At 55.0% G+C, this 26493-nt stretch carries 33 protein-coding genes and 4 tRNA genes; all 37 read right to left on the minus strand.

Annotated elements, in window-relative coordinates; genetic code table 11:
- Positions 1–3: 3 nt before the first annotated feature.
- Positions 4–180, minus strand: a complete 177-nt coding sequence (gene rpmD / locus HKK54_RS06875; RefSeq protein ID WP_003186033.1) for a 50S ribosomal protein L30 — start codon at positions 178–180, stop codon at positions 4–6.
- Between the two features lie 2 nt (positions 181–182).
- Positions 183–683 carry a 30S ribosomal protein S5 gene (rpsE, locus tag HKK54_RS06880; protein WP_003186035.1) on the minus strand — a complete coding sequence of 167 codons (501 nt, stop codon included), beginning with the start codon at positions 681–683 and terminating at the stop codon, positions 183–185.
- A gap of 3 nt (positions 684–686) precedes the next feature.
- The gene (rplR, locus tag HKK54_RS06885) at positions 687–1037 is read right to left on the minus strand and encodes a 50S ribosomal protein L18 (protein ID WP_003186037.1); all 351 of its coding nucleotides are present in this window, start codon (positions 1035–1037) and stop codon (positions 687–689) included.
- A gap of 10 nt (positions 1038–1047) precedes the next feature.
- Positions 1048–1581 (minus strand): 50S ribosomal protein L6, encoded by a 534-nt coding sequence (gene rplF, locus HKK54_RS06890; protein WP_010174584.1) that lies wholly within the window; start codon positions 1579–1581, stop codon positions 1048–1050.
- Positions 1582–1593: 12 nt separating this feature from the next.
- Entirely contained in the window at positions 1594–1986 is a 393-nt protein-coding gene (gene rpsH, locus HKK54_RS06895) for a 30S ribosomal protein S8 (RefSeq protein WP_003186040.1), read from the minus strand.
- Between the two features lie 208 nt (positions 1987–2194).
- Positions 2195–2500 (minus strand): 30S ribosomal protein S14, encoded by a 306-nt coding sequence (gene rpsN / locus HKK54_RS06900; RefSeq protein ID WP_003176414.1) that lies wholly within the window; start codon positions 2498–2500, stop codon positions 2195–2197.
- 13 nt (positions 2501–2513) lie between these two features.
- Positions 2514–3053, minus strand: a complete 540-nt coding sequence (gene rplE / locus HKK54_RS06905) for a 50S ribosomal protein L5 (protein WP_003210069.1) — start codon at positions 3051–3053, stop codon at positions 2514–2516.
- Between the two features lie 20 nt (positions 3054–3073).
- Positions 3074–3388: a 50S ribosomal protein L24 gene (gene rplX, locus HKK54_RS06910; protein WP_007896770.1), complete on the minus strand. Its 315-nt coding sequence runs from the start codon at positions 3386–3388 to the stop codon at positions 3074–3076.
- 11 nt (positions 3389–3399) lie between these two features.
- Positions 3400–3768: a 50S ribosomal protein L14 gene (gene rplN, locus HKK54_RS06915; RefSeq protein WP_002555479.1), complete on the minus strand. Its 369-nt coding sequence runs from the start codon at positions 3766–3768 to the stop codon at positions 3400–3402.
- Positions 3769–3791: 23 nt separating this feature from the next.
- Positions 3792–4058 carry a 30S ribosomal protein S17 gene (gene rpsQ / locus HKK54_RS06920; protein WP_003176419.1) on the minus strand — a complete coding sequence of 89 codons (267 nt, stop codon included), beginning with the start codon at positions 4056–4058 and terminating at the stop codon, positions 3792–3794.
- A gap of 2 nt (positions 4059–4060) precedes the next feature.
- Entirely contained in the window at positions 4061–4252 is a 192-nt protein-coding gene (gene rpmC, locus HKK54_RS06925; RefSeq protein WP_002555481.1) for a 50S ribosomal protein L29, read from the minus strand.
- Complete coding sequence (gene rplP / locus HKK54_RS06930; RefSeq protein ID WP_003210075.1) at positions 4252–4665, minus strand: 50S ribosomal protein L16; 414 nt, start codon at positions 4663–4665, stop codon at positions 4252–4254. Before rplP ends, rpmC begins: the two co-directional genes overlap by 1 nt.
- 12 nt (positions 4666–4677) lie before the next feature.
- Positions 4678–5364: a 30S ribosomal protein S3 gene (gene rpsC, locus HKK54_RS06935; RefSeq protein ID WP_003176422.1), complete on the minus strand. Its 687-nt coding sequence runs from the start codon at positions 5362–5364 to the stop codon at positions 4678–4680.
- 13 nt (positions 5365–5377) lie between these two features.
- Positions 5378–5710, minus strand: a complete 333-nt coding sequence (gene rplV, locus HKK54_RS06940; RefSeq protein WP_003210077.1) for a 50S ribosomal protein L22 — start codon at positions 5708–5710, stop codon at positions 5378–5380.
- Between the two features lie 13 nt (positions 5711–5723).
- On the minus strand, positions 5724–5999 hold the full coding sequence (gene rpsS / locus HKK54_RS06945) for a 30S ribosomal protein S19 (protein ID WP_002555486.1): 276 nt from the start codon (positions 5997–5999) through the stop codon (positions 5724–5726).
- Between the two features lie 16 nt (positions 6000–6015).
- Complete coding sequence (gene rplB / locus HKK54_RS06950; protein ID WP_003210080.1) at positions 6016–6840, minus strand: 50S ribosomal protein L2; 825 nt, start codon at positions 6838–6840, stop codon at positions 6016–6018.
- A 14-nt stretch (positions 6841–6854) separates the two neighbouring features.
- Entirely contained in the window at positions 6855–7154 is a 300-nt protein-coding gene (gene rplW / locus HKK54_RS06955; protein ID WP_002555488.1) for a 50S ribosomal protein L23, read from the minus strand.
- Positions 7151–7753, minus strand: coding sequence for a 50S ribosomal protein L4 (gene rplD, locus HKK54_RS06960; protein WP_003210082.1), 603 nt, complete (start codon positions 7751–7753; stop codon positions 7151–7153). Before rplD ends, rplW begins: the two co-directional genes overlap by 4 nt.
- Before the next feature lie 12 nt (positions 7754–7765).
- Entirely contained in the window at positions 7766–8401 is a 636-nt protein-coding gene (gene rplC, locus HKK54_RS06965) for a 50S ribosomal protein L3 (RefSeq protein ID WP_003194649.1), read from the minus strand.
- Between the two features lie 81 nt (positions 8402–8482).
- Positions 8483–8794 (minus strand): 30S ribosomal protein S10, encoded by a 312-nt coding sequence (rpsJ, locus tag HKK54_RS06970; protein WP_003210084.1) that lies wholly within the window; start codon positions 8792–8794, stop codon positions 8483–8485.
- Positions 8795–8935: 141 nt separating this feature from the next.
- Complete coding sequence (tuf, locus tag HKK54_RS06975) at positions 8936–10129, minus strand: elongation factor Tu (protein ID WP_003210085.1); 1194 nt, start codon at positions 10127–10129, stop codon at positions 8936–8938.
- Between the two features lie 30 nt (positions 10130–10159).
- A complete protein-coding gene (fusA, locus tag HKK54_RS06980) occupies positions 10160–12265 on the minus strand; it encodes an elongation factor G (RefSeq protein WP_010174505.1) in 2106 nt (701 codons plus the stop codon).
- A 30-nt stretch (positions 12266–12295) separates the two neighbouring features.
- Positions 12296–12766 (minus strand): 30S ribosomal protein S7, encoded by a 471-nt coding sequence (gene rpsG / locus HKK54_RS06985; RefSeq protein WP_002555493.1) that lies wholly within the window; start codon positions 12764–12766, stop codon positions 12296–12298.
- A 118-nt stretch (positions 12767–12884) separates the two neighbouring features.
- A complete protein-coding gene (rpsL, locus tag HKK54_RS06990) occupies positions 12885–13256 on the minus strand; it encodes a 30S ribosomal protein S12 (protein ID WP_002555494.1) in 372 nt (123 codons plus the stop codon).
- Between the two features lie 216 nt (positions 13257–13472).
- Positions 13473–17672, minus strand: coding sequence for a DNA-directed RNA polymerase subunit beta' (gene rpoC, locus HKK54_RS06995; RefSeq protein WP_003210090.1), 4200 nt, complete (start codon positions 17670–17672; stop codon positions 13473–13475).
- Between the two features lie 64 nt (positions 17673–17736).
- On the minus strand, positions 17737–21810 hold the full coding sequence (rpoB, locus tag HKK54_RS07000; protein WP_008436421.1) for a DNA-directed RNA polymerase subunit beta: 4074 nt from the start codon (positions 21808–21810) through the stop codon (positions 17737–17739).
- Positions 21811–22030: 220 nt separating this feature from the next.
- Positions 22031–22396, minus strand: coding sequence for a 50S ribosomal protein L7/L12 (gene rplL, locus HKK54_RS07005; protein ID WP_003210093.1), 366 nt, complete (start codon positions 22394–22396; stop codon positions 22031–22033).
- A gap of 78 nt (positions 22397–22474) precedes the next feature.
- A complete protein-coding gene (gene rplJ / locus HKK54_RS07010; protein ID WP_010174464.1) occupies positions 22475–22975 on the minus strand; it encodes a 50S ribosomal protein L10 in 501 nt (166 codons plus the stop codon).
- A gap of 198 nt (positions 22976–23173) precedes the next feature.
- The gene (gene rplA, locus HKK54_RS07015; protein ID WP_003176434.1) at positions 23174–23869 is read right to left on the minus strand and encodes a 50S ribosomal protein L1; all 696 of its coding nucleotides are present in this window, start codon (positions 23867–23869) and stop codon (positions 23174–23176) included.
- Complete coding sequence (gene rplK / locus HKK54_RS07020; RefSeq protein WP_003210097.1) at positions 23869–24300, minus strand: 50S ribosomal protein L11; 432 nt, start codon at positions 24298–24300, stop codon at positions 23869–23871. The genes rplA and rplK overlap by 1 nt, the downstream gene beginning before the upstream one ends.
- A gap of 117 nt (positions 24301–24417) precedes the next feature.
- Positions 24418–24951: a transcription termination/antitermination protein NusG gene (gene nusG / locus HKK54_RS07025; RefSeq protein WP_003176436.1), complete on the minus strand. Its 534-nt coding sequence runs from the start codon at positions 24949–24951 to the stop codon at positions 24418–24420.
- Positions 24952–24960: 9 nt separating this feature from the next.
- Entirely contained in the window at positions 24961–25329 is a 369-nt protein-coding gene (gene secE, locus HKK54_RS07030) for a preprotein translocase subunit SecE (protein ID WP_010174463.1), read from the minus strand.
- A gap of 45 nt (positions 25330–25374) precedes the next feature.
- A tRNA-Trp gene (locus tag HKK54_RS07035) sits at positions 25375–25450 on the minus strand.
- Positions 25451–25613: 163 nt separating this feature from the next.
- Positions 25614–25689, minus strand: a tRNA-Thr gene (locus HKK54_RS07040).
- A gap of 26 nt (positions 25690–25715) precedes the next feature.
- A tRNA-Gly gene (locus tag HKK54_RS07045) sits at positions 25716–25789 on the minus strand.
- A 23-nt stretch (positions 25790–25812) separates the two neighbouring features.
- Positions 25813–25897: transfer RNA gene (locus HKK54_RS07050), tRNA-Tyr, on the minus strand.
- Between the two features lie 143 nt (positions 25898–26040).
- Positions 26041–26487, minus strand: a complete 447-nt coding sequence (locus HKK54_RS07055; protein ID WP_010174462.1) for a hypothetical protein — start codon at positions 26485–26487, stop codon at positions 26041–26043.
- Between the last annotated feature and the right edge of the window lie 6 nt (positions 26488–26493).

Below are 26493 nucleotides of genomic sequence, written 5' to 3' on the forward strand. Positions count from 1 at the left end.
CGATTAACCCTCGACACGCAGCATGTAGTAAGCCTTGTTGATCATCCCGCGATTCTCGGGAGTATCAAGTACTTCTACAGTGTGACCGATGCGACGCAGACCCAAACCCTTAACGCACAATTTGTGGTTAGGGATGCGGCCGGTCATGCTTTTGATCAGCGTTACTTTAACGGTAGCCATGATCAGAAGATCTCCTTGACGCTTTTGCCACGCTTGGCGGCAATGGATTCAGGAGACTGCATTGCTTTCAAACCCTTGAAAGTGGCGTGAACCACGTTTACCGGGTTAGTCGAGCCGTAGCACTTGGCCAGAACGTTCTGAACGCCAGCAACTTCGAGGACAGCACGCATAGCGCCGCCAGCGATGATACCGGTACCTTCAGAAGCAGGCTGCATGTACACCTTCGAAGCGCCGTGAGCGGACTTCATTGCGTACTGCAGAGTGGTGCCGTTCAGATCAACTTGGATCATGTTGCGACGAGCAGCTTCCATTGCCTTCTGGATCGCAGCAGGCACTTCACGTGACTTGCCACGGCCGAAGCCAACGCGCCCTTTACCATCACCCACCACGGTCAACGCGGTGAAAGTGAAGATACGGCCGCCTTTAACGGTTTTGGCTACGCGGTTAACTTGAACCAGCTTCTCAATGTAGCCTTCGTCGCGCTTTTGGTCGTTATTTGACATAACTTAGAACTCCAGCCCAGCTTCACGAGCAGCATCAGCCAGCGCTTTCACGCGACCGTGGTACTTGAAGCCAGAGCGGTCGAAAGCCACTTGCGAGACGCCAGCGGCCTTAGCACGCGTAGCGACCAGCTGGCCAACCTTAGTGGCCGCGTCGATGTTGCCAGTGGCACCATCACGCAGTTCTTTATCCAAAGTCGAGGCGCTTGCCAGGACTTTGTTGCCGTCGGCCGAGATGACCTGGGCGTAGATGTGCTGCGACGAGCGGAACACGCAGAGACGCACGACTTCGAGTTCGTGCATTTTCAGGCGTGCTTTGCGAGCGCGACGCAGTCGAGTAACTTTTTTGTCGGTCATTTGCTATGCCCTACTTCTTCTTGGCTTCTTTACGACGGACGACTTCGTCCGCGTAGCGCACACCTTTGCCTTTGTACGGCTCTGGTGGACGGAAGTCGCGGATCTCAGCGGCCACCTGACCTACCAGCTGCTTATCGATACCCTTGATCAGGATGTCGGTTTGGCTAGGGGTCTCAGCGGTGATGCCTTCCGGCAGTTCGTAATCCACTGGGTGCGAGAAGCCAAGGGCCAGGTTCAGAACCGTGCCTTTTGCTTGCGCTTTGTAACCAACACCGACCAGCTGGAGCTTACGCTCGAAGCCTTGGCTTACGCCTTGGACCATGTTGTTTACCAACGCACGAGTGGTACCGGCCATTGCGCGAGTTTGTTGATCGCCATTGCGAGCAGCAAAACGCAGCTCACCAGCTTCTTCAACGACCTCAACGGACGAATGGATGTTCAGTTCCAGAGTGCCCTTGGCACCCTTCACCGAAAGCTGGCCACCTGCGAATTTGACTTCGACACCGGCTGGCAGCTTAACGGGGTTCTTAGCGACGCGTGACATGCTTATCCCCCCTTAGAACACTGTGCAAAGAACTTCGCCGCCGACACCGGCAGCGCGCGCAGCACGATCCGTCATCACACCTTTGTTGGTGGAGACGATAGACACACCGAGACCGCCACGAACTTTTGGCAGATCATCGACGGACTTGTACTGACGCAGGCCTGGACGGCTAACGCGCTTCACTTCCTCGATGACCGGACGGCCTTCGAAGTACTTCAGCTCGATGGACAGCAGTGGCTTGATTTCGCTGCTGATCTGATAACCCGCAATGTAGCCTTCGTCTTTCAGGACTTTGGCAACAGCAACCTTCAACGTGGAAGATGGCATGCTTACGACGGACTTTTCAGCCATCTGGGCATTACGGATACGAGTTAGCATGTCCGCTAACGGGTCCTGCATACTCATGGGCTAGACGCTCCTAATACAAAAAAATTAGCCTTGCGGCTACATATGTCACCGAGAATCTCCGGGCATAAAACACACGGGCTCAGGCGAGCCGCGTATTTTAGACACACTCCGGAAATGAAACAAGCCCCAAAAGGGGCTTGTTCCAGATTCTAGGCCACCGGTGGTCAGTATCTTGCGATCCTGACCACTGCGACTTCGAAAGTACTTACCAGCTGGCTTTAACCAGACCTGGTACGTCACCACGCATTGCCGCTTCACGCAGTTTGTTACGGCCGAGGCCGAACTTGCGGTAAACGCCGTGTGGACGACCGGTCAGGCGGCAGCGGTTACGCATGCGCGAAGCGCTTGCGTCACGTGGCTGCTTCTGCAGAGCAACTGTAGCTTCCCAACGCGCTTCTGGACTTGCGTTCAGATCAACGATGATTGCTTTCAGTGCTGCACGCTTCTTGGCGTACTTGGCAACCGTGAGCTGACGCTTCAGCTCGCGGTTTTTCATGCTCATCTTGGCCATGGTCCTACTCCAATCAGTTGCGGAACGGGAATTTGAACGCACGCAGCAGAGCGCGGCCTTCATCATCGTTCTTGGCAGTGGTGGTCAGGGTGATGTCCAGACCGCGGAGAGCATCGATCTTGTCGTAGTCGATTTCCGGGAAGATGATCTGCTCTTTAACGCCCATGCTGTAGTTACCACGACCATCGAAGGACTTGGCATTCAGGCCGCGGAAGTCGCGAACCCGAGGCAGGGAGATCGACAGCAGACGATCCAGGAATTCGTACATACGCTCACGGCGCAGAGTCACTTTGACGCCGATCGGCCAACCTTCACGGACTTTAAAGCCAGCGATGGATTTCCGAGCGTAGGTCACAACGACTTTTTGGCCGGTGATCTTTTCCAGGTCAGCAACAGCGTGCTCGATGACTTTTTTGTCGCCGATCGCTTCGCCCAGACCCATGTTCAGGGTGATTTTGGTAACGCGCGGAACTTCCATCACGTTCGAAAGCTTAAGTTCTTCCTTAAGTTTCGGTGCGATTTCCTTCCGGTAAATCTCTTTTAGTCGTGCCATGGTCTTCTACCTAGCAGTGTTCAAGCATCAACCGCTTTTTGGGTCGACTTGAAGACACGAATTTTCTTACCGTCTTCTACTTTGAAACCAACGCGGTCAGCCTTGTTGGTTTCGCCGTTGAAGATGGCGACGTTAGAAGCGTGCAGTGGCGCTTCTTTCTCGACGATACCGCCTTGTACGCCCGACATCGGGTTAGGCTTGGTATGACGCTTGACCAGGTTCAGACCACCAACGACCAGACGGTCATCAGCAAGAACCTTCAGCACCTTACCGCGCTTACCTTTGTCTTTGCCGGCGATCACGATGATCTCGTCGTCACGACGAATCTTTTGCATGTCGGATCTCCTTACAGCACTTCTGGGGCGAGCGAGACGATCTTCATGAACTTCTCAGTACGAAGTTCACGGGTCACTGGCCCAAAGATACGGGTGCCGATCGGCTCTTGCTTGTTGTTCAGAAGAACAGCAGCGTTGCCATCAAAGCGGATAATGGAGCCATCTGCACGGCGTACGCCGTGACGAGTGCGGACTACAACAGCAGTCATCACTTGGCCTTTTTTCACTTTACCGCGAGGAATTGCTTCCTTCACGGTAACTTTGATGATGTCACCGATACCAGCGTAACGACGATGGGAGCCACCCAGCACCTTGATGCACATAACGCGGCGTGCGCCGCTGTTATCGGCCACATCGAGCATGGATTGAGTCTGAATCATATAATTTCTCCGACCCCTAGTCCTTAGACTTCCACAGCGCGTTCGAGAACATCAACCAGGGCCCAAGACTTGGTCTTGGCCAACGGACGAGTTTCACGAATAGTGACTTTGTCGCCGATGTGGCACTGGTTGGTTTCGTCGTGCGCGTGCAGCTTAGTCGAACGCTTAACGTATTTACCGTAGATCGGGTGCTTAACGCGACGCTCGATCAAAACGGTGATGGTTTTGTCCATCTTGTCGCTGACAACACGGCCAGTCAGCGTACGGACAGTCTTTTCGGCTTCAGCCATGATCACTTACCTGCCTGCTGGTTGAGCACAGTCTTCACGCGAGCGATGTCACGCTTAACTTGCGAGAGCAGATGAGACTGCCCCAACTGGCCAGTTGCTTTCTGCATACGCAGATTGAACTGGTCGCGCAGCAGGCCGAGCAGTTGCTCGTTCAGCTGCTGTGCGGATTTTTCACGAAGTTCATTCGCTTTCATCACATCACCGTCCGTTTAACAAAGGAGGTGGCGAGCGGCAGCTTTGCAGCAGCCAGGGCGAAAGCCTCACGCGCCAGCTCTTCAGTAACACCCTCGATTTCATACAGGACTTTGCCTGGCTGAATCTGGGCAACCCAATATTCCACGTTACCCTTACCTTTACCCATCCGAACTTCGAGGGGCTTTTTGGAGATAGGCTTGTCCGGGAATACACGGATCCAGATCTTGCCGCCACGTTTAACGTGACGGGTCAGAGCACGACGCGCTGACTCGATCTGACGAGCGGTGAGACGACCACGAGCTACAGACTTCAGCGCATACTCGCCGAAGCTGACTTTGCTACCGCGCTGAGCCAGACCACGGTTGTGGCCTGTCATCTGCTTGCGGAACTTCGTACGCTTTGGTTGCAACATTTGGCGTACCCCTTACTTAGCAGCTTTTTTACGAGGCGCTGGTGCTTGTGGTTTCAGTTCTTCTTGGCGACCACCAATTACTTCGCCTTTGAAGATCCAAACCTTTACACCGATCACACCGTAAGTGGTGTGAGCTTCGTAGTTGGCATAGTCGATGTCGGCACGCAGGGTGTGCAGTGGCACACGACCTTCGCGATACCATTCAGTACGTGCGATTTCAGCACCGCCGAGACGACCGCTCACTTGGATTTTGATGCCTTTGGCACCAATGCGCATGGCGTTCTGTACTGCGCGCTTCATAGCGCGACGGAACATTACACGACGCTCCAGCTGCTGAGCTACGCTCTGCGCAACCAGCATACCGTCGAGCTCCGGCTTGCGGATCTCTTCGATATTGATGTGCACAGGCACACCCATTTGCTTGGTCAGGTCCTGACGCAGTTTCTCAACATCTTCACCTTTCTTCCCGATAACGATACCTGGACGAGCGGTGTGGATGGTGATACGTGCAGTTTGAGCAGGACGATGGATATCGATACGGCTCACGGACGCGCTTTTTAGTTTGTCTTGGAGATACTCACGCACCTTCAGATCAGCGAACAAGTAGTCCGCATAAGTCCGACCGTCTGCGTACCAGACGGAGGTGTGCTCCTTGACGATTCCCAGGCGAATGCCAATGGGATGTACTTTCTGACCCATCTCTTCGACTCCGTTACTTGTCAGCAACCTTGACAGTGATATGGCAAGACCGCTTGACGATGCGATCAGCTCGGCCTTTGGCACGAGGCATGATGCGCTTCAGCGAACGCCCTTCGTTGACGAAAACGGTGCTGACCTTCAGGTCATCAACGTCTGCGCCTTCGTTGTGCTCGGCGTTGGCTACGGCCGACTCCAGCACTTTCTTGATGATCTCGGCGGCTTTCTTACTGCTGAAAGCCAACAGGTTGAGCGCTTCGCCCACCTTCTTCCCGCGGATCTGGTCGGCGACCAAGCGGGCTTTCTGGGCGGAGATTCGAGCGCCCGACAACTTAGCGGCTACTTCCATCGTTCCTTACCCCTTAACGCTTGGCTTTCTTGTCTGCCACGTGCCCACGATATGTGCGGGTACCGGCAAACTCGCCTAGTTTGTGGCCGACCATGTCTTCGTTCACGAGAACTGGAACATGTTGACGACCGTTATGCACTGCAATGGTCAAACCGACCATTTGTGGCAGGATCATCGAACGACGCGACCAGGTTTTCACCGGTTTGCGATCGTTCTTTTCCGCCGCCACTTCGATCTTCTTCAGTAGGTGAAGATCAATAAAAGGACCTTTTTTCAGAGAACGTGGCACTGTCGTATCCCTCTATTTACTTGCGACGACGGACGATCATTTTGTCGGTACGCTTATTACCACGAGTCTTCGCGCCCTTAGTCGGGAAGCCCCATGGCGATACCGGATGACGACCACCAGAGGTACGACCTTCACCACCACCGTGTGGGTGGTCAACCGGGTTCATGGCAACACCACGAACGGTTGGGCGAACGCCACGCCAGCGTTTGGCACCAGCTTTACCCAGCGAACGCAGGCTGTGCTCGGAGTTCGAGACTTCGCCCAGGGTCGCACGGCACTCAGCCAGTACTTTACGCATTTCACCAGAGCGCAGACGCAGGGTCACGTAGACACCTTCACGAGCGATCAGCTGAGCCGAAGCACCAGCGGAACGAGCGATTTGCGCGCCTTTACCCGGCTTCAATTCGATGCCGTGTACGGTGCTACCAACTGGAATGTTGCGCAGTTGCAGAGCGTTGCCCGGCTTGATCGGTGCCAAAGCACCTGCGATCAGCTGGTCACCAGCACTCACGCCTTTAGGGGCGATGATGTAGCGACGCTCGCCATCTGCGTACAGCAGCAGAGCGATGTGAGCAGTACGGTTTGGATCGTATTCGATACGCTCGACAGTGGCAGCGATGCCATCTTTGTCGTTGCGACGGAAGTCGACCAGACGATAATGCTGCTTATGGCCACCACCGATGTGACGAGTGGTAATACGACCATTGTTGTTACGACCACCAGTCTTCGATTTCTTCTCGAGCAGCGGTGCGTGAGGAGCGCCTTTATGCAGCTCCTGGTTGACCACCTTGACCACAAAACGGCGGCCAGGGGAAGTCGGTTTGCATTTAACGATTGCCATGATGCACCCCTTCCTTACTCAGCACTGCTGCTGAAATCGAGATCTTGGCCTGGCTGAAGGGAGATAACTGCCTTCTTCCAGTCATTACGCTTGCCCAGACCGCGAGCAGTGCGCTTGCTCTTACCCAGAACATTCAGGGTAGTAACACGCTCTACTTTCACGCTGAACAGGCTTTCGACGGCCTTCTTGATTTCCAGCTTGGTTGCGTCAGTTGCAACCTTGAAAACGAACTGGCCTTTCTTGTCAGCCAGAACCGTAGCCTTTTCGGAAACGTGCGGGCCAAGCAGAACTTTAAATACGCGTTCCTGGTTCATCCCAGCAGCTCCTCGAATTTCTTCACGGCCGACACGGTGATCAACACCTTGTCGTATGCGATCAGACTAACTGGATCGGAACCTTGCACGTCACGTACATCAACGTGTGGCAGGTTGCGAGCAGCCAGGTACAGGTTCTGATCAACAGCTTCAGACACGATCAGGACGTCAGTCAGGCCCATGCCGTTCAGCTTGTTCAGCAGATCTTTGGTTTTCGGCGCTTCAACAGCGAAGTCCTGAACCACGACCAGACGATCAGTACGCACGAGTTCAGCAAGGATGGAGCGCAGTGCTGCGCGATACATCTTCTTGTTGAGCTTCTGGGTGTGATCCTGTGGACGTGCTGCGAAAGTGGTACCGCCGCCACGCCAGATTGGGCTACGGATAGTACCGGCACGAGCGCGGCCAGTACCTTTCTGACGCCAAGGGCGCTTACCGCCACCACGAACGTCGGAACGGGTCTTTTGCTGCTTGCTACCTTGACGGCCGCCGGCCATGTAGGCCACGACTGCTTGGTGAACCAGCGTCTCGTTGAATTCGCCGCCAAATGTCAGTTCGGAAACTTCGATCGCTTGAGCGTCATTTACATTTAATTGCATGTCAGCTTCCCCTTAACCGCGAGCCTTGGCCGCTGGACGTACAACCAGGTTGCCGCCAGTAGCGCCAGGAACAGCACCCTTGACCAACAACAGATTGCGTTCAGCGTCGACGCGCACTACTTCGAGGGACTGCACGGTCACGCGCTCAGCGCCCATATGACCGGACATTTTTTTGCCCTTGAATACACGACCAGGAGTCTGGCACTGGCCAATAGAGCCCGGGACGCGGTGGGAAACGGAGTTACCGTGAGTGTTGTCTTGGCCACGGAAATTCCAACGCTTGATCGTACCCTGGAAGCCTTTACCCTTGGACTGACCGGTTACATCAACCAGTTGACCAGCGGCGAAGATTTCAGCGTTGATCAGATCGCCAGCCTGGTAGTCGCCGTCTTCAAGACGGAACTCCATAACAGTGCGACCAGCTGCAACGTTTGCTTTAGCGAAGTGACCTGCTTGAGCAGCAGTCACGCGCGAAGCACGACGCTCGCCGACAGTGACTTGCACTGCACGATAGCCATCGGTTTCTTCAGTTTTAAACTGGGTGACGCGATTCGGTTCGATCTCAATGACCGTGACCGGAATGGAGACACCTTCTTCGGTGAAAATACGGGTCATACCGCATTTACGACCGACTACACCAATAGTCATGTTGTAAACCTCATGAGTGTACGGGGCTTTCACCCGCTATGGCCGCCCATTTCAGAGCGTTACACGACTAAGACCCAAGTCTTAGCCGAGGCTGATCTGTACTTCCACACCGGCCGCCAGATCAAGCTTCATAAGTGCATCAACGGTTTTATCCGTTGGCAGGACGATGTCCAGCACGCGCTTATGAGTACGGATCTCGTACTGGTCACGCGCGTCTTTGTTGACGTGCGGGGAGACCAGAACGGTGAACCGCTCTTTACGGGTAGGCAGTGGAATTGGACCACGCACTTGAGCACCAGTACGTTTCGCGGTTTCCACGATTTCCTGGGTGGATTGGTCGATCAGTTTGTGGTCAAAAGCCTTCAACCTGATACGAATTTGCTGATTTGCCATTGGATTTCAGACTCCGGCTGCTATTCCCAGCGAGCGCAACACGCCCGTTAAAAGGAGGCGCAATTCTATAGACGCCCCATATGGGTGTCAACTCAATAAAAAAGCCCCCGCTGAGCGGGGGCTTTTTCAAGTCATCACTTATTAAGCGATGATTTTGGCTACGACGCCAGCGCCGACGGTACGACCGCCTTCACGGATAGCGAAACGCAGACCATCTTCCATTGCGATGGTTTTGATCAGGGTGACAACCATTTTGATGTTGTCGCCTGGCATTACCATTTCAACGCCTTCCGGCAGTTCGCAGTTACCGGTCACGTCAGTGGTCCGGAAGTAGAACTGTGGACGGTAGCCTTTGAAGAACGGAGTGTGACGACCGCCTTCTTCTTTGCTCAACACGTACACTTCAGCTTCGAAGGTAGTGTGCGGCTTAACCGAACCTGGCTTGACCAGAACCTGGCCACGCTCAACGTCGTCACGCTTGGTACCACGCAGCAGAACGCCGCAGTTCTCGCCTGCACGACCTTCGTCGAGCAGTTTACGGAACATTTCAACACCGGTGCAGGTGGTGACGGTAGTGTCACGCAGACCAACGATTTCCAGTGGATCTTGAACCTTAACGATACCGCGCTCGATACGACCAGTCACAACAGTACCGCGACCGGAGATCGAGAATACGTCTTCGATTGGCATCAGGAACGGCTTGTCGATAACACGAACTGGATCTGGGATGTAGCTGTCCAGAGTCTCAACCAGTTTACGAACGGCAGTGGTGCCCATTTCGTTGTCGTCAAGACCGTCCAGAGCCATACGAGCAGAACCGATGATGATCGGAGTGTCGTCGCCCGGGAAGTCGTAAGTGCTCAGCAGATCGCGCACTTCCATCTCAACCAGTTCCAGCAGCTCAGCGTCGTCTACCAGGTCAGCCTTGTTCAGGAAAACCACGATGTACGGAACGCCTACCTGACGGGACAGCAGGATGTGTTCACGGGTTTGTGGCATCGGACCATCAGCGGCCGAGCAAACCAGGATCGCGCCGTCCATCTGGGCAGCACCGGTGATCATGTTCTTCACGTAGTCAGCGTGACCTGGGCAGTCAACGTGAGCGTAGTGACGGATCAGCGAGTTGTATTCAACGTGCGCGGTGTTGATGGTGATACCACGAGCTTTTTCTTCTGGTGCGCTGTCGATCTTGTCGAAGTCAACACGAGCCGAACCGAAAACTTCGGAGCAGACGCGAGTCAGAGCAGCGGTCAGAGTGGTTTTACCGTGGTCAACGTGGCCGATAGTGCCAACGTTTACGTGCGGTAGGGAACGATCAAATTTTTCTTTAGCCACGACAATTAACTCCTTGCCTAAAGGACTGAATCAGCCTTGTTTTTTGGATACAGTTTCAGCGATGTGCGCCGGAGCTGTGTTGTATTTTTTGAATTCCATAGAGTAGCTTGCGCGACCCTGAGACATGGAACGAACGTCGGTCGCATAACCGAACATCTCGCCCAACGGAACCTCGGCACGAATCACTTTGCCGGAAACCGTATCTTCCATACCCAAGATCATGCCGCGACGACGGTTAAGGTCGCCCATCACGTCACCCATGTAGTCTTCAGGCGTAACGACTTCTACTGCCATGATCGGCTCAAGCAACTCACCACCGCCCTTCTGGGCCAGTTGCTTGGTAGCCATGGAAGCAGCCACCTTAAACGCCATCTCGTTGGAGTCGACGTCGTGGTAAGAACCGTCAAAAACGGTCGCCTTCAGGCCGATGAGCGGATAGCCGGCAACAACACCGTTCTTCATCTGCTCTTCGATACCCTTCTGGATAGCCGGGATGTATTCCTTAGGAACAACACCGCCCACTACTTCGTTCACGAATTGCAGACCTTCCTGACCTTCATCAGCAGGAGCAAAACGGATCCAGCAATGGCCGAACTGGCCACGACCGCCGGATTGACGAACGAATTTGCCTTCGATTTCGCAGTTCTTCGTGATGCGCTCACGATAGGAAACCTGAGGCTTACCGATGTTGGCTTCGACGTTGAACTCACGGCGCATCCGGTCAACCAGGATGTCCAGGTGAAGCTCGCCCATGCCGGAGATGATCGTTTGACCAGTCTCTTCATCAGTCTTGACGCGGAAAGATGGATCTTCCTGAGCGAGTTTGCCCAGAGCGATACCCATTTTTTCCTGGTCATCCTTGGTCTTAGGCTCAACGGCAACCGAAATAACCGGCTCCGGGAAGTCCATGCGAACCAGGATGATTGGCTTGTCAGCGTTGCACAAGGTTTCACCAGTGGTGACGTCCTTCATGCCGATCAGGGCCGCGATGTCACCAGCGCGCACTTCCTTGATCTCTTCGCGGGCGTTTGCGTGCATTTGCACCATACGACCCACGCGCTCTTTCTTGCCTTTAACCGAGTTGATCACGCCGTCGCCGGAGTTCAACACGCCCGAGTAAACGCGGACGAAGGTCAAGGTACCCACGAATGGGTCAGTGGCAATTTTAAATGCCAGAGCGGAGAACGGTTCTGCGTCATCTGCGTGACGCTCCAGCTCGATAGTCTCGTCATCCGGGTCAGTACCCTTGATGGCAGGAATATCCACTGGTGCTGGCAGGTAGTCGATCACAGCATCGAGAACCAGGGGAACGCCCTTGTTCTTGAACGAGGAACCGCAAACAGCCAAGACGATCTCACCAGCAATAGTACGCTGACGCAGAGCGGCCTTGATTTCCGCGTTGGTGAGTTCTTCACCTTCGAGGTACTTGTTCATCAGCTCTTCGCTGGCTTCGGCCGCAGCTTCAACCATGTTGTTGCGCCACTCGTCAGCCAACTCCTGCAGTTCAGCAGGGATAGCTTCGCGACGAGGAACCATACCCTTGTCAGCATCGTTCCAGTAAACAGCTTCCATGGTCAGCAGATCGATCTGCCCCTGGAAGTTGTCTTCGGAACCGATAGCCAACTGGATTGGCACTGGGGTGTGACCCAGACGCTGCTTGATCTGACCGATCACGCGCAGGAAGTTCGCACCAGCACGGTCCATCTTGTTTACGTAAACAAGACGTGGAACGCCGTATTTGTTGGCTTGACGCCATACGGTTTCCGACTGAGGCTCAACACCCGAGGTACCGCAGAACACAACGACAGCGCCGTCGAGTACGCGCAGGGAACGTTCAACTTCAATGGTGAAGTCTACGTGGCCCGGGGTATCGATTACGTTGAAGCGGTGCTCATCCTTGTACTGCTTCTCGGAACCTTTCCAGAAGGCGGTAATAGCAGCAGAAGTAATGGTAATACCACGCTCCTGCTCCTGAACCATCCAGTCTGTGGTCGCGGCGCCGTCATGCACCTCGCCCATCTTGTGACTTTTGCCGGTGTAAAACAGTACGCGCTCGGTGGTGGTGGTTTTACCAGCATCCACGTGAGCAACGATACCGATGTTACGGTAGCGGCTAATCGGAGTAGTACGAGCCATAAAGCCCTCGCAAAATTAGTGAAGCTAGAATTAGAAGCGGTAGTGCGAGAAAGCTTTGTTAGCTTCAGCCATACGGTGCACGTCTTCACGCTTCTTAACAGCAGCACCTTTACCTTCAGCAGCGTCCAACAGTTCGCCAGCCAAACGCAGGGCCATAGACTTCTCGCCGCGCTTGCGGGCGAAGTCTACCAACCAGCGCATTGCCAAAGCGTTACGACGGGACGGGCGAACTTCAACCGGAACCTGGTAAGTAGCACCGCCTACACGGCGCGACTTCACTTCGACCAGCGGAGCGATGGCGTCGAGAGCTTTCTCGAAGATTTCCAGGGGGTCGCTGTTCTTGCGTTCTTTAACCTTTTCCAGCGCGCCATAAACGATACGCTCGGCAACGGCTTTCTTGCCGCTTTCCATCACGTGGTTCATGAACTTGGCCAGAATTTGGCTTCCGTATTTTGGATCGTCAAGCACTTCGCGCTTGGCTGCTACGCGTCTTCTTGGCATGGATAAGCCCTCAAACGGTCTTCAGGTTCGCTCGGAATTAGTGCCCTTTCGGGACGCCTCCGACCTTACTCTTATCGACTCAGAAAATAAGATGATTCAGTTTTACAAAAAGCCGCTACTACTTAGGCTTCTTGGTACCGTACTTCGAACGACCCTGGTTACGACCTTTAACGCCGGAAGTATCCAAGGAGCCGCGTACGGTGTGGTAACGAACACCTGGCAAGTCTTTTACACGACCGCCGCGGATCAGTACCACGCTGTGTTCTTGCAGGTTGTGGCCTTCACCGCCGATGTACGAGGAAACCTCGAAACCGTTGGTCAGGCGCACACGGCATACTTTACGCAGTGCCGAGTTAGGTTTTTTCGGCGTAGTGGTATACACGCGAGTGCATACGCCACGACGTTGCGGGCAGTTCTGCAGCGCAGGCACGTCGGATTTCTCGACGATACGCTTACGCGGCTGACGTACCAGCTGGTTGATAGTTGCCATCTACTAGCTCCACTGTTGTCTTGCGACGCTATTGTCTTGCAAGAAAAGCAAAATGGCAGGAACGAATTCCCGCCAAATTTAGGGGTACAAGAGTCTAAAGAGGATCTTGCCCCCAGTCAAGGCAAGGCCCCGACCTCCCCCTCCATCGAACCGGGACAATTCTGTCTCGGTCCGACGAACGGGGCTGCCAGGGCCCGGTCTTATTTACCGCAGAACTCAGTTACCGCTTGAGTTCAGTGCTTCGGTCAGTGCAGCTTCCACTTCACTGGCGCTTACGCGCAACGGCTTGTCGAGTTCACGGCGACGCTTACGCTCGCTGTGGTAGGCCAAACCGGTACCGGCTGGGATCAGACGACCCACAACCACGTTTTCTTTCAGGCCGCGCAGGTAATCGCGCTTGCCGGTTACCGCTGCTTCGGTCAGTACGCGAGTGGTCTCCTGGAAGGAGGCCGCCGAGATGAACGACTCAGTGGACAACGACGCCTTGGTGATACCCAGCAACACACGAGTGAACTTGGAAACGAATTTCTCGTCGTTCGCCAGGCGCTCGTTCTCTACCAGTACGTGAGTCAGTTCCATCTGGTCGCCCTTGATGAAACTCGAATCGCCGGATTCAGCGATTTCAACTTTACGCAGCATCTGACGCAGGATGGTCTCGATGTGCTTATCGTTGATCTTCACGCCTTGCAGACGATAAACGTCCTGGATCTCGTTAACGATGTACTTGGCCAGCGCACTCACACCCAGCAGACGCAGGATGTCGTGTGGATCGCTCGGGCCGTCGGAGATAACTTCGCCGCGGTTTACCTGTTCGCCTTCGAAGACGTTCAGGTGACGCCACTTCGGAATCAGCTCTTCGTACGGATCGCTACCGTCGTTCGGGGTAATGACCAGACGGCGCTTGCCTTTGGTCTCTTTACCGAACGCGATGGTGCCGCTGACTTCAGCCAGAATCGACGCTTCTTTCGGACGACGAGCTTCGAACAAGTCGGCAACGCGCGGCAGACCACCGGTGATGTCACGGGTTTTCGAAGTTTCTTGCGGGATACGAGCGATAACATCACCGATCGCGATCTTCGCACCATCCGCAACACCGACCAGGGCGTTGGCTGGCAGGAAGTACTGAGCGATAACGTCAGTGCCTGGCAGCAACAGATCCTTGCCGTTGTCATCAACCATCTTCACGGCAGGACGGATATCTTTGCCTGCAGCTGGACGGTCTTTGGCGTCGAGTACTTCAATGTTGGTCATACCGGTCAATTCGTCAGTCTGACGCTTGATCGTGATGCCTTCTTCCATGCCCACGTAGGTCACGGTACCTTTCATTTCGGTAACGATTGGGTGAGTGTGCGGATCCCACTTGGCCACGATTGCGCCAGCGTCGACCTTGTCACCTTCTTTAACCGAAATCACAGCACCGTACGGCAGCTTGTAACGCTCACGCTCACGACCGTAGTCATCAGCGATTGCCAGCTCACCGGAACGGGACACAGCTACCAAGTGGCCATCCACCCGTTCAACGTGCTTCAGGTTGTGCAGACGGACGGTACCGCCATTCTTCACCTGAACGCTGTCGGCTGCGGAGGTCCGGCTTGCCGCACCACCGATGTGGAACGTACGCATGGTCAACTGGGTACCCGGCTCACCGATGGACTGGGCAGCGATAACGCCGACCGCTTCACCGATGTTCACCTGGTGACCACGAGCCAAGTCACGGCCGTAGCACTTGGCGCAAATGCCGTAGCGGGTTTCGCAGCTGATCGGCGAGCGAACAATCACTTCGTCGATGCTGTTGAGTTCGATGAACTCGACCCACTTCTCGTCTACCAGGGTGCCGGCAGGAACAATGACTTCCTCGGTGCCTGGCTTGAATACGTCACGGGCGATTACTCGACCCAGTACGCGCTCACCCAACGGCTCTACAACGTCGCCGCCTTCGATGTGCGGAGTCATCAGCAGACCGTGTTCGGTACCGCAGTCAACTTCAGTCACAACCAAGTCTTGCGCAACGTCTACCAGACGACGAGTCAGGTAACCGGAGTTAGCGGTTTTCAACGCGGTATCCGCCAGACCTTTACGAGCACCGTGAGTCGAGATGAAGTACTGAAGTACGCTCAAACCTTCACGGAAGTTCGCAGTAATCGGCGTTTCGATGATGGAACCGTCCGGCTTGGCCATCAGGCCACGCATACCGGCGAGCTGACGGATCTGCGCAGCAGAACCCCGTGCGCCCGAGTCGGCCATCATGTACATCGAGTTGAACGACTCTTGATCGACTTCCACGCCATGACGGTCGATAACGCGCTCTTTCGAGAGGTTCGACATCATCGCCTTCGACACTTCGTCGTTGGCCTTGGACCAAAGGTCGATCACTTTGTTGTACTTCTCGCCCTGGGTTACCAGGCCGGAGGCGTACTGGCTTTCGATCTCTTTCACTTCATCGGTAGCAGCACCGATGATGGCGGCTTTCTCGTCGGGGATAACGAAGTCGTTAACACCGATGGAAACGCCGGAAATGGTCGAATAAGCAAAACCGGTGTACATCAACTGGTCAGCGAAGATAACGGTCTCTTTCAAACCAACCACGCGGTAGCACTGGTTGATCAGCTTGGAGATCGCCTTTTTCTTCATTGGCTGGTTGACCACGTCGTACGACAGGCCAGGTGGAACAACCTGGAACAACAGCGCACGTCCGACAGTGGTGTCGACGATACGGGTGTTCTTGACGCTGCCACCATCACGATCGTTGATGGTTTCGTGGATGCGGACTTTAACCTTGGCGTGCAGTGCGGCTTCGCCGGCACGGAACACACGGTCAACTTCCTGCAGATCCGCGAACACACGACCTTCGCCCTTGGCGTTGATCGCTTCACGAGTCATGTAGTACAGACCCAATACAACGTCCTGCGACGGAACGATGATTGGCTCACCGTTGGCTGGCGACAGAATGTTGTTGGTCGACATCATCAACGCACGCGCTTCCAACTGGGCTTCCAGTGTCAGCGGTACGTGCACGGCCATTTGGTCGCCGTCGAAGTCGGCGTTGTACGCAGCACAGACCAGAGGGTGCAGCTGGATAGCCTTACCTTCGATCAGTACCGGTTCAAACGCCTGGATACCCAGACGGTGAAGGGTCGGTGCACGGTTGAGGAGAACCGGGTGTTCACGGATCACTTCAGCGAGAACGTCCCAAACCTCTGGCAGTTCGCGCTCGACCATCTTCTTGGCGGCCTTGATGGTGGTCGCGAGACCACGCATTTCCAGCTTGCCGAAAATGAACGGCTTGAACAGCTCGAGAGCCATCTTCTTCGGCAGACCGCACTGGTGCAGACGCAGGGTCGGGCCTACGGTAATTACCGAACGACCGGAGTAGTCAACACGCTTACCGAGCAAGTTCTGACGGAAACGACCTTGCTTACCCTTGATCATGTCAGCCAGGGATTTCAGAGGACGCTTGTTCGAACCGGTGATAGCGCGGCCACGACGACCGTTGTCGAGCAGAGCATCGACAGCTTCTTGCAACATACGCTTTTCGTTGCGCACGATGATGTCCGGAGCGGACAGGTCGAGCAGACGCTTCAAGCGGTTGTTACGGTTGATCACGCGACGGTACAGGTCGTTGAGGTCGGAAGTCGCGAAGCGACCGCCATCCAACGGTACCAGCGGACGCAGGTCTGGCGGCAGAACCGGCAGAACGGTCAGCACCATCCACTCTGGCAAGTTGCCGGAACCCTGGAAGGCTTCCATCAACTTCAGACGCTTGGACAGTTTCTTGATCTTGGTTTCGGAGTTGGTTTGCGGAATTTCTTCACGCAGGCGGCCAATCTCGTGTTCCAGGTCGATAGCGTGCAGCAGCTCACGGACAGCTTCGGCACCCATGCGGGCATCGAAATCGTCGCCGAACTCTTCCAGCGCTTCGAAGTACTGCTCGTCGTTCAGCAGCTGACCTTTTTCAAGGGTGGTCATGCCTGGGTCGATAACGACATAGCTCTCGAAGTAGAGAACGCGTTCGATATCACGCAGGGTCATGTCCATCAGCAAGCCGATACGGGACGGCAGCGATTTCAGGAACCAGATGTGGGCAACCGGCGAAGCCAGTTCGATGTGCGCCATGCGCTCACGACGAACCTTGGCCAGTGCAACTTCAACGCCGCACTTCTCGCAGATCACACCACGGTGCTTCAAGCGCTTGTACTTACCGCACAGGCACTCGTAATCCTTTACCGGGCCAAAGATCTTGGCGCAGAACAGGCCGTCACGTTCTGGTTTGAACGTACGGTAGTTGATGGTTTCCGGCTTTTTAACTTCACCGAACGACCACGAACGGATCATCTCAGGCGATGCCAATCCAATACGGATGGCGTCGAACTCTTCGACTTGACCCTGGTTTTTCAGCAAATTCAGTAGGTCTTTCAAGGCCTTTCCTCCTGGCGGAGCAGAGAGCGGACTAAACAGCCCCGCTCTCGATTCGCGTCACGTGTTATTCGGTTTCCAGATCGATATCGATGCCGAGGGAACGAATTTCTTTGATCAACACGTTGAAGGACTCGGGCATGCCCGGCTCCATACGGTGATCGCCGTCCACGATGTTTTTGTACATCTTGGTCCGACCGTTCACATCGTCCGACTTCACTGTGAGCATTTCTTGCAGAGTGTAAGCAGCACCGTATGCTTCCAGTGCCCAGACCTCCATCTCCCCGAAACGCTGACCACCGAACTGAGCCTTACCACCCAGCGGCTGCTGGGTAACCAGGCTGTACGAACCGGTAGAACGAGCGTGCATCTTGTCGTCTACCAAGTGGTTCAGCTTCAGCATGTACATGTAGCCAACAGTAACCGGGCGCTCAAACTTGTTGCCGGTACGGCCGTCGAACAGCTGCATCTGGCCGCTTTCCGGCAGGTCTGCCAGTTTCAGCATGGCCTTGATTTCGCTTTCCTTGGCACCGTCGAACACCGGGGTAGCCATTGGAACGCCGCCGCGCAGGTTCTTCGCCAGATCCAGGATTTCCTGGTCGGAGAAGGTGTCCAGCTCTTCGTTGCGACCGCCGATCTCGTTGTAGATCTCGTGCAGGAACTTGCGCAGGTCAGCAACCTTGCGCTGCTCTTCGATCATACGGTTGATCTTCTCGCCCAGACCTTTGGCCGCGAGGCCCAGGTGGGTTTCAAGGATCTGACCAACGTTCATACGCGAAGGTACGCCCAACGGGTTGAGGACGACGTCGACCGGGGTGCCATTGGCATCGTGCGGCATGTCTTCAACCGGCATGATCACGGAGACCACACCTTTGTTACCGTGACGACCGGCCATCTTGTCGCCCGGCTGGATGCGGCGACGGATTGCCAGGTAAACCTTGACGATTTTCAGCACGCCTGGAGCCAGGTCATCGCCCTGCTGCAGTTTGCGCTTCTTGTCTTCGAACTTGTCGTCCAGCAGACGGCGACGATCAACGATGTAGGCCTGGGCCTTCTCGAGCTGCTCGTTCAGAGCATCTTCAGCCATGCGCAGTTTGAACCACTGACCGTGCTCAAGACCGTCGAGTACTTCGTCGGTGATGTCCTGACCTTTCTTCAGACCTGCGCCGCCTTCAGCCTTGTGGCCTACCAGGGCGGAACGCAGACGTTCGAAGGTCGCGCCTTCAACGATACGGAACTCTTCGTTCAGGTCCTTGCGGATCTCGTCGAGTTGAGTCTTCTCGATGGACAGTGCACGAGCATCACGCTCAACGCCGTCACGGGTGAAGACCTGTACGTCGATGACAGTACCCTTGGTACCGGTAGGTACACGCAGGGAGGTGTCTTTAACGTCGCTGGCTTTTTCGCCGAAGATGGCACGCAACAGCTTCTCTTCCGGAGTCAGTTGGGTCTCGCCTTTCGGAGTGACCTTACCTACCAGAATGTCGCCTGCGCCAACTTCAGCACCTACGTAAACGATACCGGCTTCGTCCAGCTTGTTCAGTGCAGCCTCACCCACGTTCGGGATGTCTGCAGTGATTTCCTCTGGCCCAAGCTTGGTGTCACGTGCCACACAGGTCAGTTCCTGAATGTGGATCGTGGTGAAGCGATCTTCCTGAACCACACGCTCGGACAGGCAGATGGAGTCTTCGAAGTTGTAACCGTTCCAGGCCATGAACGCGATGCGCATGTTCTGACCCAGTGCCAGCTCACCCATATCGGTGGACGGACCGTCTGCCATGATGTCGCTGCGCTGAACCCGATCACCTTTGCTCACCAGCGGACGCTGGTTGATGCAGGTGTTCTGGTTGGAGCGGGTGTATTTGGTCAGGTTGTAGATGTCGACACCGGCTTCGCCAGTTTCAACTTCGTCATCGGCAACACGAACCACGATACGGCTGGCATCAACGGAGTCGATCACGCCGCCACGACGAGCCACGACGCAAACGCCGGAGTCACGGGCTACGTTACGCTCCATGCCGGTACCTACCAGCGGCTTGTCAGCACGCAGGGTGGGTACAGCCTGACGCTGCATGTTGGAACCCATCAACGCACGGTTGGCGTCATCGTGCTCCAGGAACGGGATCAGCGACGCTGCAACCGAAACTACCTGCTTCGGCGATACGTCCATCAAGGTGACGTCTTCCGGCGCCTTGACGGTGAACTCGTTCAAGTGACGAACAGCTACCAGCTCGTCGATCAGCATTTTCTTGTCGTTCATCGTGGCCGAAGCCTGAGCGATCACGTGATCAGCTTCTTCGATGGCGGACAGGAACACGATCTCATCGGTGACCAGTGCGTCTTTCACCACACGGTACGGGCTCTCGAGGAAACCGTACTGGTTGGTGCGCGCATAAGCAGCCAGGGAGTTGATCAGGCCGATGTTCGGACCTTCCGGCGTTTCAATCGGGCATACACGACCGTAGTGAGTCGGGTGTACGTCACGAACTTCAAAGCCTGCACGCTCACGGGTCAGACCGCCCGGGCCCAGTGCGGAAACACGGCGCTTGTGGGTGATCTCGGAGAGCGGGTTGTTCTGGTCCATGAACTGCGAGAGCTGGCTGGAGCCAAAGAACTCTTTCACCGCCGCAGCCACTGGCTTGGCGTTGATCAAGTCTTGCGGCATCAGGCCTTCGCTTTCGGCCATCGACAGACGCTCTTTGACCGCACGTTCAACACGTACCAGGCCAACGCGGAACTGGTTCTCGGCCATTTCGCCTACGCAGCGAACACGACGGTTACCCAGGTGGTCGATGTCATCGACGATGCCTTTACCGTTACGGATGTCGACCAGGGTCTTCAGTACCGCGACGATGTCTTCCTTGCACAACACGCCCGAACCTTCGATCTCGGTACGACCGATACGACGGTTGAACTTCATCCGGCCGACCGCAGACAGGTCATAGCGCTCAGGGCTGAAGAACAGGTTGTTGAACAGGGTCTCGGCAGCGTCTTTGGTTGGTGGCTCGCCAGGACGCATCATGCGATAGATCTCGACCAGCGCTTCCAATTGGTTGCTGGTGGAGTCGATCTTCAGGGTGTCGGAGACGAACGGACCGCAGTCGATGTCGTTGGTGTACAGGGTCTCGATGCGAACAACCTGGGACTTGGCGATTTTCGCCAGGATCTCGGTGTTCAGCTCGGTGTTGCATTCAGCCAGAATTTCGCCGGTGGCCGGGTGCACGATGACCTTGGCGGTGGTGCGACCCAGGACGTAGTCCAGAGGCACTTCCAACGTCTTGATACCGGCTTTTTCGATCTGGTTGATGTGGCGCGCGGTAATACGGCGGCCGGCTTCAACGATGACCTTGCCCTTGTCGTCCTGGATGTCCAGAACGGCAATCTCACCACGCAGGCGCTGAGGCACCAGTTCCAGGCTGAGGGTTTCGCCGCTCAGGTGGAATACGTTAGTGGTGTAGAAGGCATCCAGCACTTGCTCAGTGGTATAGCCGAGCGCGCGCAGCAGTACCGAGGCCGGCAGCTTGCGACGACGGTCGATACGCACGAACACGCAGTCTTTCGGGTCGAACTCGAAGTCCAACCACGAACCACGGTACGGAATGATCCGCGCGGAGTACAGGAGCTTGCCGGAGCTGTGCGTCTTGCCGCGGTCGTGGTCGAAGAACACGCCCGGGGAACGGTGCAGCTGGGAAACGATAACGCGCTCGGTACCGTTGATAACGAAGGTACCGTTCTCAGTCATCAGGGGAATTTCACCCATGTAGACTTCTTGCTCTTTGATGTCCTTGATCGCTTTGTTCGACGACTCTTTGTCGAAGATGATCAGACGGACTTTTACCCGCAAAGGTACGGCGTACGTAACACCGCGCAACACGCATTCTTTGACATCAAATGCCGGCTCGCCCAGGCGATAACCGACGTACTCCAGCGCAGCATTGCCGGAGTAGCTGATGATCGGGAAAACGGATTTGAAGGCCGCATGCAGGCCCACGTCGCGGAACTGATCTTTGGTCGCTCCCGCCTGCAAGAATTCACGATACGAATCCAGCTGGATAGCCAGAAGGTACGGGACATCCATGACGTCCGGCAACTTGCTAAAGTCCTTGCGGATACGTTTTTTCTCAGTATATGAGTAAGCCATCAGCGTTCCCCAGCTTGGTCACCTGCTTGTTTGGCCCCTCCCGACGGGAGCAGCCAGAAAATCTTGCAAACCCCATGGTTTGCGCCACCGCATCGGGTGGTTACAGCGCGTTAGAGGCGACGACCGAGTCGATTGCCAATAACGGAAAAAGGCCGGTGGCAAGAGCCACCAGCCATCAGCCTTCAGCTTAACGCTTGGGCTGGAGACGCAAGGTCGATGCTTACTTCAGCTCGACTTTAGCGCCTGCTTCTTCCAGCACTGCTTTAGCTTTGTCAGCTGCGTCTTTCGACACTGCTTCCAGAACCTGGGCAGGGGCGCCGTCAACTACTGCCTTGGCTTCTTTCAGGCCCAGACCGGTCAGTTCACGTACTGCCTTGATCACGTTTACTTTCTTCTCGCCAGCTTCCAGCAGCATGACGTTGAATTCGGTTTGCTCTTCAGCAGCAACAGCAGCAACAGCTGGGCCAGCCGAAGCAGCGGCAGCGGAAACACCGAATTTTTCTTCGAAAGCTTTGATCAGCTCAACAACCTGCAGAACCGACATTTCAGCTACGGCGTTGAGGATATCGTCTTGGGAGATAGACATTGCTGTAATTCCTGAATTGGGGGACGGCCTACGCGGCCATCGAAATAAACAAAAATACGCGAGAGGAGATGCTCAGCCTTAGGCTGCGGCAGCTTCTTTTTGCTCGCGAACTGCGGCCAGAGTACGAGCCAACTTGCTGGTAGCGCCTTGAATCACGCTCATCAGCTGAGAAATAGCTTCGTTACGGGTCGGCAGTGTTGCCAGTACGTCGATTTGGTTAGCTGCGAGGAACTTGCCCTCGAACGCAGCTGCCTTGATCTCGAACTTATCCTGACTCTTGGCGAATTCTTTGAACAAACGGGCAGCAGCGCCTGGATGTTCTTTGGAGAACGCGATCAGAGTCGGGCCGGTGAACACGTCGTTGAGGACACTGTATTCAGTGTCAGCAACAGCGCGCTTGAGCAGGGTGTTACGTACAACACGTACGTATACGCCAGCTTCACGAGCCTCTTTACGGAGTCCGGTCATAGCGCCTACTGTCACACCACGGGCATCAGCCACGACAGCGGACAGAGCAGCTTTGGCAGCCTCGTTGACTTCAGCGACGATGGCCTTCTTGTCTTCGAGATTAATTGCCACGGGTTTAACTCCTGCTTGTTACCGTTTCATCTGGCCTGGGCCGGATGTCGTTTTGGTGTCTGATTCGGTAAGGAACCGGGAGCACCATCTGCGTAGGCTTGTGGTTTAAGACTTGCGTCGCCTACGGTCTTGGATAGCCCCCGCCAGGCAGGGACCCCAATTTTTCAATTGGCACAATTACTTGCGCCAATTTGTGTCTTATACGTCCAGCGAGCCTTGGTCGATGACCAGACCTGGGCCCATAGTGGTGCTCAGGGTAACGCGCTTGACGTAGATACCTTTCGAGGAAGCTGGCTTGATACGCTTCAGATCAGCGATCAGGGCTTCAACGTTTTCCTTCAGCTTGACGGCATCAAAGCCGACTTTGCCAACGGAGGTGTGAATGATGCCGTTTTTGTCGGTGCGATAACGAACCTGACCAGCCTTGGCGTTTTTAACCGCGGTAGCTACGTCTGGAGTTACGGTGCCGACTTTAGGGTTAGGCATCAGACCACGTGGACCGAGGATCTGACCCAACTGACCTACAACGCGCATTGCATCCGGGGAAGCAATGACGACGTCATAGTTCAGGTCGCCGCCTTTCATTTCGGCAGCCAGGTCGTCCATGCCAACGCGATCAGCGCCGGCGGCCAGAGCAGCTTCAGCTGCCGGGCCTTGGGTGAAGACAGCTACACGTACAGTCTTGCCAGTACCGTGTGGCAGCACAGTAGCGCTACGAACGACCTGGTCGGATTTACGTGGGTCAACGCCCAGGTTTACAGCAACGTCAACAGACTCGCTGAACTTGACAGTCGACAGCTCAGTCAGCAGAGCAGCAGCGTCTACAAAGTTGTAGGACTTGCCCGCTTCGATTTTGCCAGCGATAGCCTTTTGGCGCTTGGTCAGCTTAGCCATTACACACCCTCCACGTTAAGGCCCATGCTACGAGCAGAACCGGCGATGGTACGCACGGCTGCATCCATATCAGCTGCAGTCAGATCCGCGTTTTTGGTTTTCGCGATTTCTTCCAGCTGAGCACGGGTCACGGTGCCAACCTTAACGGTGTTAGGACGAGCGGAACCGCTAGTCAGACCAGCAGCTTTCTTCAACAGAACCGAAGCCGGGGTCGACTTGGTTTCGAAGGTGAAGCTACGGTCGCTGTATACAGTGATGATCACTGGAGTCGGCAGACCTGGTTCAATACCCTGAGTACGGGCGTTGAAGGCCTTGCAGAATTCCATGATGTTCACGCCGTGCTGACCCAGAGCTGGACCAACAGGTGGGCTTGGGTTGGCCTGAGCGGCCTTCACTTGCAGCTTGATGTAAGCGGTAATCTTCTTGGCCATGAGGCACTCCAATTACGGGTTCGAACGCCTCGAAAGGCTCCCCGGTTACTTGCGCGTTTATCCCAGTGACGACAAAACCCCACAGCCTAAGGCTGCGGGGTTGGGATGCTTGCTCAGCTAGACTTTTTCGACCTGGCTGAACTCTAGCTCTACCGGAGTAGAGCGACCGAAAATGAGCACTGCCACTTGGATCCGGCTCTTTTCGTAGTTAACTTCTTCAACAGTGCCGTTAAAATCTGCAAACGGACCGTCAGTGACACGAACAACCTCACCCGGCTCGAACAACGTCTTCGGCTTGGGTTTGTCGCTGCCATCAGCAACACGCCGCAGAATCGCTTCTGCTTCTTTGTCGGTGATCGGAGCAGGTTTATCAGCGGTACCGCCGATGAAACCCATGACGCGAGGAGTGTCCTTGACCAAGTGCCAAGTACCCTCATTCATGTCCATTTGAACCAGCACGTAGCCAGGGAAGAACTTGCGCTCGCTTTTGCGTTTCTGGCCATTACGCATCTCAACCACTTCTTCAGTGGGAACCAGAATTTCGCCGAAGCCATCTTCCATGCCTGCCAGCTTTACGCGCTCTAGCAAAGAGCGCATGACATGCTTCTCGTAACCCGAGTAAGCATGCACAACGTACCAACGCTTAGCCACGGGACACCCTTAGCCAACAATCAAGGAAACAAGCCAGCCGAGCAGGGAATCAAGCCCCCACAACAGCAACGCCATAACCAGAACAACAGCTACCACGATCAACGTGGTCTGCGTGGTTTCTTGGCGAGTCGGCCAAACGACTTTACGGATCTCGGTACGAGCTTCCTTCACCAGGACCGCAAACGACTTGCCTTTTGCAGTCTGCAGGCCAACAAAGGCAGCGACAGCAGCAAGGGCGAGCAATGCGAGGACACGGTACAGGATCGGCGACGCAGAGTAGTACTGGTTGCCAACAACGCCTACGACCACAATAGCGACTACTACCAGCCACTTGAGCAGATCGAAGCGAGAGCCTTGAGCTTCAGCCTTAGGAGTCATCTATGAAGATCCTGTGAAAAGAAAGCCAGATACACCAAGTGAATCTGGCAGGTCAGGAGGGAATCGAACCCCCAACCTACGGTTTTGGAGACCGTCGCTCTGCCAATTGAGCTACTGACCTAAAACAAAATCAGGCCGACAATTATGCCGATCTGAAAAAGACTTTACAACAACAAACCCCTGCAGACCCGAAACCAACCCAAACAAGACAGCGAAAGAGAGCGGAATCAATCAGAGGCAGCTGTTAAAACAAAGGCAGATATTTTCATATCTGCCTTGTTATATGGAGCTCTTGAGCGGATTTGAACCGCTGACCTCACCCTTACCAAGGGTGTGCTCTACCAACTGAGCTACAAGAGCGAAACAACTTGCACAACCTGCAAACTTGGAGCGGGTAGCGGGAATCGAACCCGCATCATCAGCTTGGAAGGCTGAGGTTCTACCACTAAACTATACCCGCGGAGCTTGCAGCTCACGCTAAAATGGTGGAGGGGGAAGGATTCGAACCTTCGAAGTCGTAGACGTCAGATTTACAGTCTGATCCCTTTGGCCGCTCGGGAACCCCTCCTAAGCGAGCCGGCATTCTACATCATGCCAGCCTTCTGTCAAGCATTTTCTCATTAAAAAATATGAGGTTAGCTGCGTTGACCTTCGCTTCACCTTGTTGACCCAAAAGGTCTTCACTGCGAAGCGGGCGCCATTCTATGCAAACTATTCGAAGGTTGCAATGCCTTCGCACGGCATTATTTTATGTTTTAACTCATTGAATTCATTAGCAAGGTTTTCAAAGGGCAGATCATCGGCCAGGCGCCGGCTTTCAGGGGCGACTCGCAGCCAGTATCCCGGCGCATCAGGCAGGTTCAGCGATTGCAGTTTGACCTTGATATCCAGGCTTGTGAGGCGCTGCTCAACGGACTGAACCTCTTTTTGATCAGCCAGGCCGCCGATGTACAGGCACGCAGCCGGCGCCTCAGGCGCTTTTACCCTGTCTCGCCGCACCATGGCATCAGCCGACTCGCTTAACAGCCGGATGTCTTGCTGAGACCCCCGGTAGAGTGCCAAAGGCGTGACATCTTTAGCCCTCAACGGTGCTTCCTGCTGATGCCAGATGTAATAGAAGACATTGAGGACCAGCAAAAGCAGAAACAGCCAACGCATAAAAAC

The sequence above is a fragment of the Pseudomonas sp. ADAK13 genome (assembly GCF_012935715.1).
Classification (GTDB): Bacteria; Pseudomonadota; Gammaproteobacteria; order Pseudomonadales; family Pseudomonadaceae; genus Aquipseudomonas.